This window comes from Jiangella alba, from assembly GCF_900106035.1.
Taxonomy (GTDB): Bacteria; Actinomycetota; Actinomycetes; order Jiangellales; family Jiangellaceae; genus Jiangella; species Jiangella alba.
Map to the genome: position 1 here is coordinate 157,178 of NZ_FNUC01000002.1, position 15,536 is coordinate 172,713.

Sequence of the window (15,536 nt, forward strand, 5' to 3'; positions counted from 1 at the left end):
GTGCCCGACCGCCCAGGACTGCGACCCCGCCGCGTCACGCCGTTGCCGCTGACGGCGCTCGACGCCGCGGCGCCGGCGGACGTGCTGGTGACGGGCGTCACACACGACTCCCGGCAGGTCCGGACCGGTGACCTCTACATGGCGCTGCCCGGCGCGGTGACCCACGGCGCCCGGTTCGCGGCGGCCGCGGTGGCCTCCGGCGCGGTGGCGATCATGACCGACGACGACGGCGTCGCGCTGGCCGGCGAGCCGGGCGTCCCGGTGCTGCGGCTGGCCGACCCGCGGGCGCGGCTGGGCGAGATCGCCGCGACGGTGTACGGCCATCCGGCGCGCGACCTGCTGATGCTCGGCGTCACCGGCACCAACGGCAAGACCACCACCACGTACCTGCTCGAGTCCGGGCTGCGCGCCGCCGGGCACGTCACCGGGCTGATCGGCACCGTCGAGACCCGGGTCGGCGACGAACGGGTCGCCAGCATCCGCACCACCCCTGAGGCCACCGACGTGCACGCGCTGCTCGCCGTCATGCGCGAGCGCGGCGTCACGGCCTGCGCCATGGAGGTGTCCAGCCACGCCATGGTGTTCGGGCGGGTCGACGGCGTCGTGTTCGACGTCGCCGGGTTCACCAACCTCAGCCAGGACCACCTCGACTTCCACGGCGGCCTCGACGACTACTTCGCCGCCAAGGCCCGGCTGTTCACGCCCGAGCACGCGCGCCGCGCCGTCGTCGTGGTGGGCGACGAGTACGGCCGCCGGCTGGCCGCGTCGACGCCGCTGCCGGTGCTGACGGTCGCGCCGCCGCACGTCGCCGCCGAGGCCGACTGGCAGGCCGACTGCTACGGCGACCGCGCCACACTGGCCGGCGCCGACGGCGAGAAGCTGGAGCTGCGGGTCCCGATCCCGGGCGAGTTCAACGTCACCAACGCCGCGCTGGCCGTCACCATGCTGCGCGCCGCCGGCGTCGACGTCGCCGCCGCGGTCGAGGGCGTGGCGGCCTGCCCCGGGGTGCCGGGGCGCATGGAACGGGTCGCCGGCCCGGCCGGCGCGCCGGTCGCCGTCGTCGACTTCGCACACACACCGGACGCCATCGACAACGTGCTGCAGGCGCTGCACCCGCGCGGCCGCCTCGTCGTCGTCGTCGGCGCCGGCGGAGACCGCGACCGCGAGAAGCGGCCGCTGATGGGGGCGGCCGCCGCGCGCGGCGCCGACGTCGTCGTCGTCACCGACGACAATCCTCGTTCCGAGGACGCGGCCGCCATCCGGGCCGCCGTCGTCGCCGGCGCCCACGCGGTGCCCGGCGCGGAGCGGGCGGGGGAGATCCTCGAGGTGGGGGGCCGCCTCGAGGCCGTCCGTGCGGCGCTGCGCAGCGCCCGCGGGCCCGACGACACCGTCGTCGTCCTCGGTAAAGGGCATGAACAAGGTCAGGAGATCGCAGGCGTCGTGCATCCATTCGACGATCGAGACGTGCTCCGTGCGGAGCTGGTGCGGTGGAGTGAGGAGTTCCAGGGTTGATCCCGCTCACCTTGGCCGAGGTCGCCTCGGCCACTGGCGGCAGGCTGGACGCCGTCGCCGACCCCACCGTCCGGGTCACCGGCCCGGTGGTGACCGACACCCGTGAGCTCGGGCCCGGCGGTGTGTTCGTGGCCCGGCAGGGCGAGGCGAGGGACGGGCACGACTTCGCCGCCGCCGCTGTCGAGGCCGGCGCCGTCGCGGTGCTGGCAGAGCGGCCGGTCGGCGTCCCCGCCGTGGTCGTCGACGACACCGAGGTCGCGTTCGGCCGGCTCGCCCGGGCGGTCCTCGACCGCCTGCCGCAGGTCACCGTCGTCGGCGTCACCGGGTCCTCCGGCAAGACGACGACGAAGGACCTGCTGGCGCAGGTGCTCGAGCCGCTCGGGCCGCTGGTCGCGCCGCCCGGCTCGTACAACGGCGAGATCGGCGTGCCGCTCACGGTGCTGCGCGTCGACGAGTCGACCCGCACGCTGGTCGCCGAGATGGGCGCTCGCGGGCCCGGGCACATCGCCTACCTGTGCGGCATCGCGCCGCCGTCCGTCGGCATCGTCCTGAACGTCGGCAGCGCCCACCTCGGCGAGTTCGGCGACCGCGACACCATCGCCCGGACGAAGGCCGAGCTGGTCGAGGCGCTGCCCGAGTCCGGCACCGCCGTCCTCAACGCCGACGACCCCGTCGTGCGCCGCATGGCCGAGCAGACGTCTGCCCAGGTGGTGATGGTCGGCGAGTCCGTCCACGCCGACATCCGCGCCGAGGACGTCACGCTCGACGCCGCCGGCCGGGCGTCGTTCCGGCTGGTGACGGCCGACGCGGCCGCCGCCGTGTCGCTGCGGCTGGTCGGCGAGCACCAGGTCTCGAACGCGCTGGCCGTCGCCGGTGCGGCGCTGGCGCTGGGCGTGCCGCTGGACGACGTCGCGGCGCGGCTGTCGGCGGCGCTGCCGCGGTCGCGGTGGCGCATGGAGGTCACCGAGCGGCCCGACGGCGTCACCGTCGTCAACGACGCCTACAACGCCAACCCCGAGTCGATGCGGGCGGCGCTGAAGACGCTGGTGTCGCTGGGCCGCCCGTCCGCCGGCCGCACGTGGGCCGTCCTCGGCGAGATGCGCGAGCTGGGTGAGTCGTCGATCGCCGAGCACGACGCCATCGGGCGGCTGGCCGTCCGGCTGAGCGTGTCGCGGCTGGTGGCCGTCGGCGACGGCGCCCGCGCGATCCACCAGGGCGCCACGCTCGAGGGGTCGTGGGACGGTGAGTCCGTCTGGGCGCCCGACGTCGACGCCGCGTTCGACCTGCTCCGCGCCGAGCTGCGGCCCGGCGACGTCGTCCTGGTCAAGTCGTCTCGCGATGCCGGCCTGCGCTTCCTCGGCGAACGGCTGGTGGAGGACAAGTGATCTCGATCCTCACGGCCGGCGTCGTCGGCCTCGTGGTGTCGATCCTGGGCACCCCGCTGGCGATCCGCTGGCTGGTCCGCCGCGGCTACGGCCAGGCGATCCGCGACGAGTTGTCGGAGAACCACCAGACCAAGCGCGGCACCCCCACCATGGGCGGCGCCGTCATCATCGTCGCGGCGGTGGTCGCGTACTTCGTCGCGCACCTGGTCCGGCCGTCGCCGCCGACGGTGTCGGGCCTGCTGGTGCTGTTCCTGATCGTCGGGCTCGGCATCGTCGGGTTCCTGGACGACTGGATCAAGATCTCCAAGCAGCGCAGCCTCGGCCTGCGCAGCCGGGCGAAGATGGGCGGCCAGGTCGCCGTCGCCGTCGTGTTCGCGATCCTGGCCATCAACTTCCCGGACGAGCAGGGCTACACGCCGGCCTCACAGGCGCTCTCCGTCCTGCGCGACACCCCGTGGGTGCTGCCGGCCGCCGTGTTCGTGCTGTGGGCGCTGTTCCTCATCTCCGGGTTCTCCAACGCGGTGAACCTCACCGACGGGCTGGACGGCCTCGCGACCGGCGCCTCCGTCATGGTGTTCGGCGCGTACACCCTCATCGGGGTGTGGCAGCTGAACCAGTCCTGCGGCGTCGCACCCGGCCCGAGCTGCTACGAGGTGCGCGACCCGCTCGACCTCGCCGTCGTCGCGGCTGCCATGGTCGGCGCCTGCTTCGGGTTCCTGTGGTGGAACGCCGCGCCCGCGAAGATCTTCATGGGCGACACCGGGTCGCTCGCGCTGGGCGGCGGGCTCGCGGGCCTGGCCATCACGACCCGCACCGAGCTGCTGCTCATCGTGCTGGGCGGCCTGTTCGTGCTGATCACGCTGTCGGTGATGCTGCAGGTCGGCTGGTTCAAGATCTCCGGCGGCAAACGGCTGTTCCGCATGGCGCCGCTGCAGCACCACTTCGAGCTCAAGGGCTGGGGCGAGGTCACCATCGTCATCCGGTTCTGGATCATCGCCGGCATGTTCGTGGTCCTCGGTCTCGGCCTCTTCTACGCCGAATGGGTGGCGACGGCGTGAGCGGCGGCGCTGCGCCGGGGGGTGCCGGGTCCGTGGGCGGCGCTGCGCCGGAGGGTGCCGGGTCCGTGGGCGGCGGCGGCGCTGCGCCGGGGAGCGGGCACGCCGCCCCCTCCTGGCTGGCGTCGGCCGAGCGGGACAGCCCGTGGTCCGAGCTGCGCGTCACCGTCGCCGGGTTCGGGGTGTCCGGGTACGCGGCCGCCGACACGCTGATCCAGCTCGGCGCCCAGGTCACCGTCCTCGAGGACCGCGACGGCCCGGCCGAGCAGGAGCGCGCGACCATCCTGCGCATCCTCGGCGCCGAGATCTCGCTCGGGCCCGGCTCGACAGCGTCGCTGCCGGCCGGCACCCAGCTGGTCGTGACGTCGCCGGGCTGGAAGCCGTCGTCGCCGCTGCTGGCCGCCGCGGCCGCCGCCGGCGTCCCGATCTGGGGCGAGGTCGAGCTGGCCTGGCGCATCCGCGACCCCGCGACCCCGTGGCTGGTGCTGACCGGCACCAACGGCAAGACGACGACCGTGCGCATGCTGACCTCGATGCTGCGGGCGTCCGGCCTGCGCGCGGCCGCCGCCGGGAACGTCGGCGACCCGATCGTGTCGGCCGTCATGGACCCCGGCGGCCACGACGTCATCGCCGTCGAGCTGTCGAGCTACCAACTGCACTGGACGTACTCGATGGCCGCGCGGTCGGCCGCCGTCCTCAACATCGCGCCCGACCACGTCGACTGGCACGGCTCGATGGACGCCTACGTCGCCGACAAGGGGCGCATCTACGCCGGCGTCGAGACCGCCTGCGTCTACAACGTGGCCGACCCCGTCACCGAGCAGCTGGTCCGCGACGCCGACGTGCGCGAGGGGGCGCGGGCGATCGGGTTCACGCTGGGCATCCCCTCGGTCGGCATGGTCGGCGTCGTCGACGAGTACCTGGTCGACCGCGCGTTCATCGCCGAGCGGCAGACGTCGGCGGCGGAGCTGGCGGCGGTCGGCGACGTCCGTCCGGCCGCGCCGCACAACGTCGCGAACGCCCTGGCCGCGGCCGCGCTGGCGCGGTCGATCGGCGTGCCGCCGGTCGCCGTCCGCGACGGCCTGCGCGGGTACGAGCCCGATCCGCACCGCATCGCCACCGTCGCCGTCCTGGGCGACGTCACCTACGTCGACGACTCCAAGGCGACCAACCCGCACGCGGCGGCGGCCTCGCTGGCCGCGTACGACCCGGTGGTCTGGATCGCGGGCGGGCTGGCCAAGGGCGCGTCGTTCGACTCGCTCGTGCGTGACGTGCGGACGCGGCTGCGCGGCGTGGTCCTGCTGGGCGCCGACCGCGCCGTCATCGCCGAAGCGCTCGCACGACACGCACCGGATGTACCGGTTGTCGACGTTCCCGACACCGACAATGAGGCCATGGACCGCATCGTGGCCGCCGCCGCCGGGCTCGCCCGCCCGGGCGACACCGTGCTGCTGGCGCCGGCGTGCGCGTCCATGGACATGTTCGCCAACTACGGTGCCCGGGGCGACGCCTTCGCTGATGCGGTGCGACGGCTACCCGGGGGCCGCGCGACGCCGTGAGCACGATCGACCAGCGGACGCCGGGCGGTTCGGCCGGCGGGGCTGGCGGCTCGGGTTCCGGCGGTTCGGGCTCGGCGGCCGGGGCGAAGCCGATGCGCACGGCCGCGGCCGAGTCGCTGCGCCGCCTGTTGCGGCGCCCGCTAGCGTCGTACTACCTGGTGCTCGGGTCGGCCGGCCTGCTGCTGGTGCTCGGCCTGATCATGGTCTTCTCGGCGTCGAGCGTCATGTCGCGGGTGCAGTTCGGCTACCCGTACTACTTCTTCGCCCGCCAGCTGGCGTGGGTCATCGTCGCGCTGCCGATGGCCTGGGTGGCGTCGCGGATGCCGGCCCGGCTGATCCGCAAGTTCGGGCTGCCGATGCTGATCGTGGCGGCGATGCTGCTGATGCTGACGTTCGTGCCCGGCCTCGGCGTCACGCGCGGCGGCAACACCAACTGGCTCGATCTCGGCGGCCCGTTCCTCATCCAGCCGTCCGAGCCGGCGAAACTGGCGCTGATCGTGTGGGGCGCCGGCATGTTCGCGTTGAAGGGCCGGCTGCTGACGCAGTGGAAGCACCTGATGATCCCGTTCGTGCCGGTGTCCGGTGCCATCGTCGCGCTGACGATCGGCCAGCACGACCTCGGCACGGCGCTCGTGCTGATGGCGATCGTGCTGACGCTGCTGTGGGTCGTGGGCGTGCCGACGTGGCTGTTCGGGCTGGCGCTCGGTGTGGTGGGTGTGGTGGGTGCGTACTTCGTCACCGCCTCCGAGAACCGCATGTCGCGCGTCGTCAGCTTCCTCGACCCGTTCTCCGACTTCTCCGGCACCGGGTACCAGGCGGCCAACTCGATCTACGCGTTCGCCACCGGCGGCTGGTGGGGGAGCGGGCTCGGCGCGAGCCGGCTGAAGTGGGGCCAGCTGCCCGAAGCCCACACCGACTTCATCTTCTCCATCCTCGGCGAGGAGCTCGGGCTGCCCGGTGCGCTGATGGTGCTCGGGCTGTTCTTCGCGCTCGGGTTCGCCGGCATCCGCATCGCCATGCGCACCACCGACACGTTCACCCGCCTGGCGGCGGCCGGGATCACCGGCTGGCTGATCGTCCAGGCGATCATCAATCTCGGCAGCGTCCTCGTCGTCTTCCCGGTCATCGGCGTGCCGCTGCCGCTGGTGTCGTACGGTGGCGCTTCCATGGTCGTCGTCATCGTCGCGGTCGGGATCCTGATGGCGCTCGCCAAGGAGGAACCCGGCGCCCGTGAAGCTCTGGCGGCCCGCAAGCAGGCACGGCGGGAGCGCCGCCGGTTGAGGAGGATCCGCGCGTGAGGGCGCAGGCGTGGTCTGAGGCCGGCGTGTCGCCGGCCCACGAAGGAGCGGTGCGGCCGGACCGGCCGGTGCCCGCGGCCAACTTCCCACGGCCGGTGCGGACGCGGGCGTTTCGGCGACGTCGCTGCTCGGGGAGGATTTGAGGGTGAAGGTCGTCCTGGCCGGCGGCGGTACCGCCGGGCACATCGAACCTGCCCTGGCGACGGCCGAGGCGGTGCGGCGCGCCGACCCGGGTGCAGAGGTCACGCTGCTCGGCACCGAGCGTGGGCTCGAGACGCGGCTCGTTCCGGAGCGGGGCTACGAGCTGGCGCTGATCCCGCCGGTCCCGCTGCCGCGCCGTCCCTCGCCCGACCTGCTCCGGCTGCCGATGCGGGTGCGGTCCGCCGTTCGCCAGACCACCGACGTGCTGCGTGCGAAGGAGGCCGAGGTGCTCGTCGGGTTCGGCGGCTACGTCGCGCTGCCCGCGTACCTGGCGGCACGCCGGGCGGGCGTGCCGATCGTGGTGCACGAGGCGAACGCCAAGCCCGGGCTGGCCAACCGCGTCGGCGCCCGCTTCACCACGTTCGTCGGCGTCGCGACCCCCGCCATCACGCTGCCGCACGCCCAGCACGTCGGCATCCCGCTGCGCCGCTCGATCGCCCTGCTCGACCGCCCCGCGTCGCAGGCCGAGGGCCGCGCGTTCTTCGGCCTCGATCCGTCGCTGCCCACGCTGCTCGTCTTCGGCGGCAGCCAGGGCGCGCGACGCATCAACGAGGCCGTCGACGGGTCGCTGGACCAGCTGCTCGAGGCCGGCTTCCAGGTACTGCACGCCGTCGGGCCGGCCCGCGCCGAGGCCGCGTCCGCCGCGAGCCGTCCCGGATACGTCCCCGTGCCGTACGTCGACCGCATGGACCTCGCCTACGCCGCCGCCGACCTCGCCGTCTGCCGCGCGGGCGCGATCACCTGCGCCGAGCTGGCCGCCGTCGGGCTGCCGGCCGTCTACGTCCCGCTTCCGCACGGCAACGGCGAGCAGCGGTTCAACGCCCTGCCGACCGTCTCCGCCGGCGGCGGTGTGCTGGTCGCGGACGGTGAGCTGACCCCGTCGCGGCTGGCCGCCGAGGTGACCCCGTTGCTGGGCGACAGGGCTCGGTTGGACGCGATGGGTGCCGCAGCGGCTACTCTCGGTCGTCGCGACGCCGACGATCGCCTGGTCGACATGGTCCGGCGCGCGGCTGCACAGAAGAGCGTCGGAGGTTGACCACGTGATCGTCTCGCCACCGGAGCGGACCGTGCCCGCGGAGAAGTTGGGCCGGGTCCACTTCGTCGGCATCGGCGGTGCCGGCATGAGCGGCATCGCCCGCATCCTGCTCGCCCGCGGCGTGCCGGTGTCGGGTAGCGACGCCAAGGACTCGGGCGTGCTGGCCGGCCTGCGCGCGCTCGGCGCCGAGGTGCATGTCGGGCACGCCGCGTCGAACGTCGGCCTCGCCGAGACCGTCGTGGTGTCGACGGCGATCCGCGAGAGCAATCCCGAGATCGTCGAGGCGCGCGAGCGGGCCCTGCCGATCCTGCCCCGGGCCGCCGCGCTGGCGTCGGTGATGGCCGGGAGGCGCGCGATCGCCGTGGCCGGCACCCACGGGAAGACCACGACCACGTCGATGATCACGGTCGCGCTGCAGCACTGCGGCGCCGACCCGTCGTTCGCGATCGGTGGCAACCTGAACGAATCGGGCGCCAACGCCCACGACGGCAGCGGCGACATCTTCGTCGCCGAGGCCGACGAGAGCGACGCGTCGTTCCTGGCCTACGAGCCCGAGGTGGCGATCGTCACCAACGTGGAGGCCGACCACCTCGACTTCTACGGCACCCCGGAGGCGTACGAGGCCGCGTTCGACGCGTTCGTCGACTGCGTCTCCGGCTTCCTCGTGGTCTGCGCCGACGACCCCGGCGCTCGCGCCCTGGGGGAGCGGGCCGCCCAGCGCGGCGTCGTGGTGCACACGTTCGGGGAGTCGCGCGACGCCGACGTGCGGGTGACCGCGCTGGATCTCAACGGGCCCGGCGTGTCGTTCGAGCTGGTGGCCCGCGGCCGCCGGCAGGAGCGGATCCAGCTGCAGCTGCCCGGCCGGCACAACGCCCTGAACGCGGCCGCCGCCTTCACCGCCGCGCTCGGCCTCGGCTTCGCCGCCGGCGACGTGCTCGACGGCCTGGCCGGCTACACCGGGACCCGGCGCCGGTTCGAGCTCAAGGGCGTGGCCGGCGGTGTGCGGGTGTACGACGAGTACTCCCACCACCCCACCGAGGTGGCCGCCGCGATGGCCGCCGCCCGCGGCGTGGCCGGGGCGGGCCGCGTCGTCGTGGTGTTCCAGCCGCACCTGTTCAGCCGCACCCGCATCTTCGCGACCGAGTTCGGCACCGCCCTGGGCGCGGCCGACGAGGTCGTCGTCATGGACGTCTACGCCGCGCGCGAGGACCCCGAGCCCGGCGTGACCGGTGCGCTGGTGGCCGCCGCGGTGCCGCTGCCGCCGTCGCACGTGGTGTTCGAGCAGTCGTGGTCGGCGGTGCCGGAGCTCGCGGCGTCGCGCGCCGAGCCCGGCGACATCCTGCTGACCGTCGGCGCCGGCGACGTCACGCTGATCGGTCCGGAAGTGCTCGACGTGCTGGCGGCACGGTCGCGATGAGCGTCGCGTCGCGGTCGCCGAGCGCGCAGCTCTTCGCGGCGCGGGCCCGGCGGCAGCGGCTGCGGCGGCTGTTCGGCCTGCTGCTGGCGTTGCTCGGCCTGGCCGTGGTGTCGGGACTGGTGTGGTTGGTCGGCTGGTCAAGTGTGCTCTCCGTGAAGTCGGTATCGGTCGAGGGTGTGCCGTCGTCGCTGTCGGAGGACGTGCTGTCGCGGGCCGACGTGCCCATGGGCGCGCCGCTGGCGCGGGTCGACACCGACGCCATCGCCGGCCGCGTCGCCGAGCTGCCGGAGGCCGCGTCCGTCGACGTGCGCCGGTCGTGGCCGTCGACGCTGACGATCGACGTGACGCCGCGGGTGCCGGTGGCCGCGGTGTCGGCCGAGGGCTCGTGGTGGAATGTCGACGAGACCGGCGCCCTGTTCGGCGCCGCGGACTCGCGGCCGGACGACCTGCCCGTGCTGAGCGCCCCCGGCGACGACTCGTCCTCCGACGTCGACGACGCCGTGCGTGCGGCGGGCGTGACCGTGCTGACGGGGCTGCCCGACGCGCTGTACGACCTCGTCGACACCGTGGAGGCGCGCTCGGAGGCCGACATCAGGCTCGGGCTCGCCGACGGCGCGGAGGTGCGCTGGGGCACCGCCGACGACATCGACCGCAAGGCCGACGTGCTGCTGGCCCTGATCGGCGCCCAGGAGGAGCCGCCGTCGTCGTACGACGTGTCCGCGCCGGAGCATCCCGCCGTCAACCCCTGACGCGCCACGCGCGTGCCGCCGGCGACAGGCGTGTGCGGTTCACTGGCTTGTCAGCCGCCACCGAAAGTGCTGATGACGGCGTCACCGATCATGAGATCCAGCTATCACCGGCGATGTCGTGTGATCGGCACGGTGACGTCCCCGTCGTCACGGTGTCGCCCCGTCTCGGCCTGGCCGGGCCGTCCGAACGGGGCGGCAACAGGCGACCGGCCCCATCGCCCGAGGGGCTGACCGAAACCATCCACCCTTTCAGTCGTCATAGCAGCTCAAAAGGTTGATGATCATGAAGGGAGGTCATCGCTCGTCGCCCCGGCCGCCCGCGCGCGGTGGCGGTCAGCCGGACGGACCGGGCGTGGTCATCAGCTTCTCCGTCCGCAGACCGGGCAGAGGGTGAGCACGCTCGTCCCGCCGCCGGGATCTCGTCCGAGCAACGCGGGTGGTCGCGGCTGGGTGCAACGGCAGGTCTGCTGCGCCCTGGCGGCGAGCTTCTCGGCGTTCAACGCCTGCTTGGCGTAGCGACGGCGTTGCTCGAGGGCGTCGCGGTCTTGGCGGTGGCGTCGTCGGCGCGCCATGCGTTTGGCGAGGTCGGCCTGGACGCGGTCGCGGATGAGCCGCGCGATCTCGTCGTCGAACTGCGTGCGGATGCGCTGGCGGGGGATGCGGCGTTCGTGGACCTCCAGTCCGTCGATGGTGAGGGGCGTGGGGTGGGTGTGGGTGTTCGTCATGGCTTCAATTGCGCCAGATGGGGCGGGGATGGGCGAGGGGGAAGGAGGGAAATGTGGACAAGTCCGGGGATTGGTGAGGGCTGTGGATGGAGCGCGGTCAGGCGGCCGACGGGAGCGCGCCGCCCCGCCGGTCGCGGGGGTCTCGCGGGTCGCGCCACAGAATCGACCGTTCGGCGGCCGTCCAGGCGGTCGTGACCAGCAGGTACAGCGCGGCGGCGAGCGGCAGGAACGCGGCCACGACGACCGTGCCGAAGGGGAGGATCCGGCCGAGCCGAGCCATCAGAGCCTCGACCTCGGACGGCGAGGAGCGCTGCCCGGGGCGGCGGGGCGAACCCGAGCGGCGGGGCGAACCCGAGCGGCGGGGCGAGCCGGAGGGCGAGGACGGGCGGCCGGTGGACCGGCGGGGCGATGACGAGGGCGAACCGGTACCGGGCTCGCCGGCCGCGGCGGCGAGGCGATCCGCCGACCGGGCGGCGAGGCGGGAGGACCACCAGGCGACCAGGATCAGCAGGACGAAGACGGCGCCGAAGACCAGGAGCTCGGCCGGCACGACGCCGGAGCCGAGGGCGGCAATCCAGCGGTCGCTCAGCGGCACGCCGAACAGCGTGTGCGTGAACAGCGCGTTCGCCCCGCCGTTGAGCGTCGGCGAGGAGAACAGCCGGTACAACACCATGACGAACGGCGCCTGAGCCAGCGACGCGCCGAGGCCGGCGAACGCTGAGGTGCCGTGGGCGCGGTGCAGGGCGGTGAGCTCGCGGCGCAGGCGGACGGGATCGCGGCGGAACCGCTCCCGCAGCCGCGACTCGGCCGGGCGGAGCGCCAGCCGGGCACGTCCGGCCCGGGCGGCACGCAGGCTCAGCGGCAGCAGCGCCAGCCTGACGAGCACGACGACGAGGAGGATGGCGAGGCCGGTGGCGGCGTCACCGGCGAGCGGCTCCACAACGGAGGAGAGGCCGAGGACGAGCACGGAGACGCCCTGGGCAGGTGTGTCGAGAACGGACAACATGACGGGACCCTTCGGAACGAGAGCACGTGAACGGACAGCTGAGCGGAACCAGCTGTCCGGACGGCGCTCTCGGCCGCGGGCGGGCGGCGGCGTCGGGGTCGGTCTGGGCGATGACGATGGGAGGTGCGGCGGCCACGCGGCGCAGGCCGGGGCCGTACCGCGGGGCGGCGGGGACGCGGGAACGCGACGTGGCCAGCATCGCGAGGACCATGACGAGGACGGCGAGCAGCGCGACCACGCCGGGGGCCGAGCCGAGGGGCGTCGCGAAGACTCCGGCGAGGATCGTCGCCACGACGACCGCGATGGCGGCCGCCCAGCGCGTGGCCAGCCGGGACACGATGGCGCCGAGTCGGGACGCCAGGCCGCGGGACGCGGGGGAGCGGCGGCGGGCGGATGCGGCGCCACGGCTCCGGCGGCGGGCGCGGGCGGAGCGACGGTTCGTTCCGGCGGCGTCCGGGGTCACGGCGGGACCCCCAGCGCGGGCGGCCCGGCGGCCGGCGCCAGGGCCGTCGCGGCGACTGGTGGTGGCGTCGCCGTGGCCGGGAACGGCGCTCGCGGCAGCGTCGGCGGGTTCGGGGGCTGGGCCGTGGCTGGTGCCGTCGCCTGCGGCGGGACCGGGTCCGGCGGCAGCGTCGGAGGCCGGGCGGGGATCGGGGCGGGGGTCGCCGCCCGTGGCGGGACCGGGCCCGGCAGCAGCGTCGGACGCGGGGCGAGGTTCGTCGCCCGCACCGGAGTCGCCGCCGAGCCGCCGAGTCATGGCGACCAGGGTAAGCGCACTCGGGCGCGCTGAGACCACGAGGCGGTCAATCCGTGCGGACTACGGCGTGTCTACGGGAGCCGAGCCGGAATGGCGCTTAGCGTTTCATCATCCTCAGGTTGACATAACTATAAACCTCAACTTGAGGGTGAGGGTTTGAACTCGACGAAAGGCGATGTCCAGTGACTGCTCCGCAGAACTACCTCGCGGTGATCAAAGTCGTCGGCATCGGCGGCGGCGGAGTCAACGCGGTCAACCGCATGATCGAAGTCGGCCTCAAGGGCGTCGAGTTCATCGCGATCAACACCGACGCGCAGGCGCTGCTGATGAGCGACGCCGACGTGAAGCTCGACGTGGGCCGAGAGGCCACGCGCGGCTTGGGCGCCGGCGCCAACCCCGACGTCGGCCGGAAGGCGGCCGAGGACCACGCCGAGGAGATCGAAGAGGTGCTCAAGGGCGCCGACATGGTCTTCGTCACGGCGGGCGAGGGTGGCGGGACGGGCACCGGCGGCGCGCCGGTGGTGGCCCGCATCGCGCGCTCCCTCGGCGCACTGACCATCGGCGTCGTGACCCGCCCGTTCATGTTCGAGGGGCGACGCCGGGCCATGCAGGCCGAGGACGGCATCGAGGCGCTGCGCGAAGAGGTCGACACGCTGATCGTCATCCCGAACGACCGGCTGCTGTCCATCAGCGACCGCCAGGTCAGCGTCCTCGACGCGTTCAAGAGCGCCGACCAGGTGCTGCTGTCCGGTGTCCAGGGCATCACCGACCTCATCACGACGCCCGGCCTGATCAACCTCGACTTCGCCGACGTGAAGTCGGTCATGAGCAACGCCGGCTCGGCGCTCATGGGCATAGGGTCCGCCCGCGGCGAGGACAGAGCGGTGGCGGCGGCCGAGATGGCGATATCGAGCCCGCTGCTCGAAGCCTCGATCGACGGCGCGCACGGCGTGCTGCTGTCGGTGTCCGGCGGCTCCGACCTCGGGCTGTTCGAGATCAACGAGGCGGCCAACCTGGTCGCCCAGGCGGCGCACGACGACGCCAACATCATCTTCGGTGCGGTCATCGACGACGCCCTCGGCGACGAGGTGCGGGTCACCGTCATCGCGGCCGGGTTCGACGGCGGGCAGCCGGTCCGCCGCGACCTCGGCACCGTCAAGAAGCCCGAGACGGCGGGTCATTCCGCCGCCGGGGGCATCGGCTCGGTCGCCACGGCCACCCCGGCCGCGGCGAAGCCGAGCAACGAGGGGGACACGGGCGGCGCCGACGGTGACGGCGCACCCGCCGCGCCGCCCGCCCCGCCCCGCGAACAGCGCCGCATCGTCCCGTCCACGGCCAGCGACGACCTGGACGTGCCCGATTTCTTGAAATAGCACAGGCTGAAGTCGTAGTGCTCCGCGACACCAGCGCGGCCGGTTCCGTCCGGTTCGCCTTCACCGACCGGCACGACGGCGTCAGCGTCGCGCCGTACGACTCGCTCAACCTCGGCGGGCACGTCGGCGACGACCCGGACGCGGTCGCCGCCAACCGGGCGCGGCTCGCGGCGGCGATCGGCCTGCCGCCCGACGGCGTGAACTACATGAACCAGGTGCACGGCAACGCGGTCGCCGTGGTCGACGGGCCGTGGACCGGGCCGGCGCCCGAGGTCGACGCGCTGGTGACGACGCGGCCGGGCCGCGCGCTCGCCGTCCTCGTCGCCGACTGCGTGCCGGTGCTGCTGGCCGACCCGGACGCGGCCGTGATCGGCGTCGCGCACGCGGGCCGGCCCGGGCTGAAGGCCGGCGTGGTCCCCGCGGTCATCTCGGCCATGCGCGACCTCGGCGCCCGCAAGCTGGTCGCGCGGGTGGGCCCGGCCGTCTGCGGGCGCTGCTACGAGGTGCCCGAGGCCATGCGCGCCGACGTCGCCGCCGTCGTGCCGGAGGCGTGGGCGGTCACCAGGCAGGGCACACCGGGCCTGGACGTCCCCGCCGGCGTCGTCGCGCAGCTGCGGGCCGCCGGCGCCGCCGTCGAGACCGTCGCGACCTGCACGATCGAGGATCCGCACAGCTATTCCTACCGCCGTGACGGCGTGACCGGACGGTTCGCCGGAGTGGCATGGATGAGTCAGGCGTGATTGGTGTGACTGCTGCGACACGTGGGCGTGTCGCGCTCACAATCCCCGGATCCGGCTGTACCCAGGGCTAGTGTCTGGATCAACAGGGGACCGTCCACCACTAGTCGGAGGACTTGAATGGCCGGCGCAATGCGCAAGGTTGCGGTCTACCTCGGCCTCGTGGAGGACCGAGACCGCTACGACGACGAATACACCGACGACGACTACGACGAGGCGTACGCCGACGAGTACGAGGAGACGGCGGCCGAGGAGCCCGAGGAGCGGCTCCCCGAGCGCCGCGAGCGAGAGCGGGCGCCCGAACGCGAGCACACCGCCACGGTCGCCTCGCTCGCCGACCGCCGTCCGGTTCAGGCAGTACGGAGGGCACCGGCCATGCGTGAGGCGCGCATCACCACGCTGCACCCGCGGACATACAACGAGGCGCGCACGCTCGGCGAGCACTTCCGTGACGGCACGCCCGTCATCATGAACCTCTCCGAGATGGACGACGTCGACGCCAAGCGGCTGGTCGATTTCGCCGCCGGGCTCATCTTCGGCCTGCGCGGCAGCATCGACCGCGTCACGGCGAAGGTGTTCCTGCTCACACCCGCGGACGTCAGCGTGACGGCCGAGGACAAGGCCCGCATGGTCAGCGGCGGGTTCTTCAACCAGAGCTGACCTGGGCCGGGCGTGATTCGCAAACTCCGCGAACTCGCGCCCGGCTCGCCGTGTCCCAGTCATCGA

The 15,536-nt window shown here is 73.7% G+C and carries 13 protein-coding genes; 11 read left to right on the forward strand and 2 right to left on the reverse strand.

Features of this window, described 5'->3' with window-relative positions:
* From BLV02_RS02080 to BLV02_RS02115, 8 genes are all read left to right on the forward strand, one after another.
* Complete coding sequence (locus BLV02_RS02080) at positions 1 to 1,512, forward strand: UDP-N-acetylmuramoyl-L-alanyl-D-glutamate--2,6-diaminopimelate ligase (protein ID WP_069114244.1); 1,512 nt, start codon at positions 1 to 3, stop codon at positions 1,510 to 1,512.
* A complete protein-coding gene (locus BLV02_RS02085; RefSeq protein ID WP_069114243.1) occupies positions 1,509 to 2,897 on the forward strand; it encodes a UDP-N-acetylmuramoyl-tripeptide--D-alanyl-D-alanine ligase in 1,389 nt (462 codons plus the stop codon). The genes BLV02_RS02080 and BLV02_RS02085 overlap by 4 nt, the downstream gene beginning before the upstream one ends.
* Positions 2,894 to 3,955, forward strand: a complete 1,062-nt coding sequence (gene mraY / locus BLV02_RS02090; RefSeq protein ID WP_069114242.1) for a phospho-N-acetylmuramoyl-pentapeptide-transferase — start codon at positions 2,894 to 2,896, stop codon at positions 3,953 to 3,955. The genes BLV02_RS02085 and mraY overlap by 4 nt, the downstream gene beginning before the upstream one ends.
* A 116-nt stretch (positions 3,956 to 4,071) precedes the next feature.
* On the forward strand, positions 4,072 to 5,511 hold the full coding sequence (gene murD / locus BLV02_RS02095; RefSeq protein ID WP_069114282.1) for a UDP-N-acetylmuramoyl-L-alanine--D-glutamate ligase: 1,440 nt from the start codon (positions 4,072 to 4,074) through the stop codon (positions 5,509 to 5,511).
* A complete protein-coding gene (gene ftsW, locus BLV02_RS02100) occupies positions 5,508 to 6,809 on the forward strand; it encodes a putative lipid II flippase FtsW (RefSeq protein ID WP_069114241.1) in 1,302 nt (433 codons plus the stop codon). Before murD ends, ftsW begins: the two co-directional genes overlap by 4 nt.
* Positions 6,810 to 6,954: 145 nt before the next feature.
* Complete coding sequence (murG, locus tag BLV02_RS02105; protein ID WP_069114240.1) at positions 6,955 to 8,046, forward strand: undecaprenyldiphospho-muramoylpentapeptide beta-N-acetylglucosaminyltransferase; 1,092 nt, start codon at positions 6,955 to 6,957, stop codon at positions 8,044 to 8,046.
* Positions 8,047 to 8,050: 4 nt separating this feature from the next.
* Positions 8,051 to 9,463: a UDP-N-acetylmuramate--L-alanine ligase gene (gene murC, locus BLV02_RS02110; protein WP_069114239.1), complete on the forward strand. Its 1,413-nt coding sequence runs from the start codon at positions 8,051 to 8,053 to the stop codon at positions 9,461 to 9,463.
* Positions 9,460 to 10,212 (forward strand): cell division protein FtsQ/DivIB, encoded by a 753-nt coding sequence (locus BLV02_RS02115; protein WP_069114238.1) that lies wholly within the window; start codon positions 9,460 to 9,462, stop codon positions 10,210 to 10,212. Before murC ends, BLV02_RS02115 begins: the two co-directional genes overlap by 4 nt.
* 359 nt (positions 10,213 to 10,571) lie before the next feature.
* Here the strand turns inward: BLV02_RS02115 and BLV02_RS02120 are convergent, their stop codons facing one another.
* Positions 10,572 to 10,937, reverse strand: a complete 366-nt coding sequence (locus BLV02_RS02120; RefSeq protein WP_069114237.1) for a hypothetical protein — start codon at positions 10,935 to 10,937, stop codon at positions 10,572 to 10,574.
* Between the two features lie 97 nt (positions 10,938 to 11,034).
* The gene (locus tag BLV02_RS02125) at positions 11,035 to 11,943 is read right to left on the reverse strand and encodes a YidC/Oxa1 family membrane protein insertase (protein ID WP_083289102.1); all 909 of its coding nucleotides are present in this window, start codon (positions 11,941 to 11,943) and stop codon (positions 11,035 to 11,037) included.
* 939 nt (positions 11,944 to 12,882) lie between these two features.
* Between BLV02_RS02125 and ftsZ the strand changes: the two genes are divergently transcribed.
* The 3 genes from ftsZ (at position 12,883) to BLV02_RS37940 (ending at position 15,470) form a co-directional block, all read left to right on the forward strand.
* On the forward strand, positions 12,883 to 14,073 hold the full coding sequence (gene ftsZ, locus BLV02_RS02130) for a cell division protein FtsZ (RefSeq protein WP_069114235.1): 1,191 nt from the start codon (positions 12,883 to 12,885) through the stop codon (positions 14,071 to 14,073).
* Positions 14,074 to 14,090: 17 nt separating this feature from the next.
* Positions 14,091 to 14,813: a peptidoglycan editing factor PgeF gene (gene pgeF / locus BLV02_RS02135; protein WP_069114234.1), complete on the forward strand. Its 723-nt coding sequence runs from the start codon at positions 14,091 to 14,093 to the stop codon at positions 14,811 to 14,813.
* 117 nt (positions 14,814 to 14,930) lie between these two features.
* Positions 14,931 to 15,470, forward strand: coding sequence for a cell division protein SepF (locus tag BLV02_RS37940; protein ID WP_069114233.1), 540 nt, complete (start codon positions 14,931 to 14,933; stop codon positions 15,468 to 15,470).
* The last annotated feature ends 66 nt before the right edge of the window (positions 15,471 to 15,536 follow it).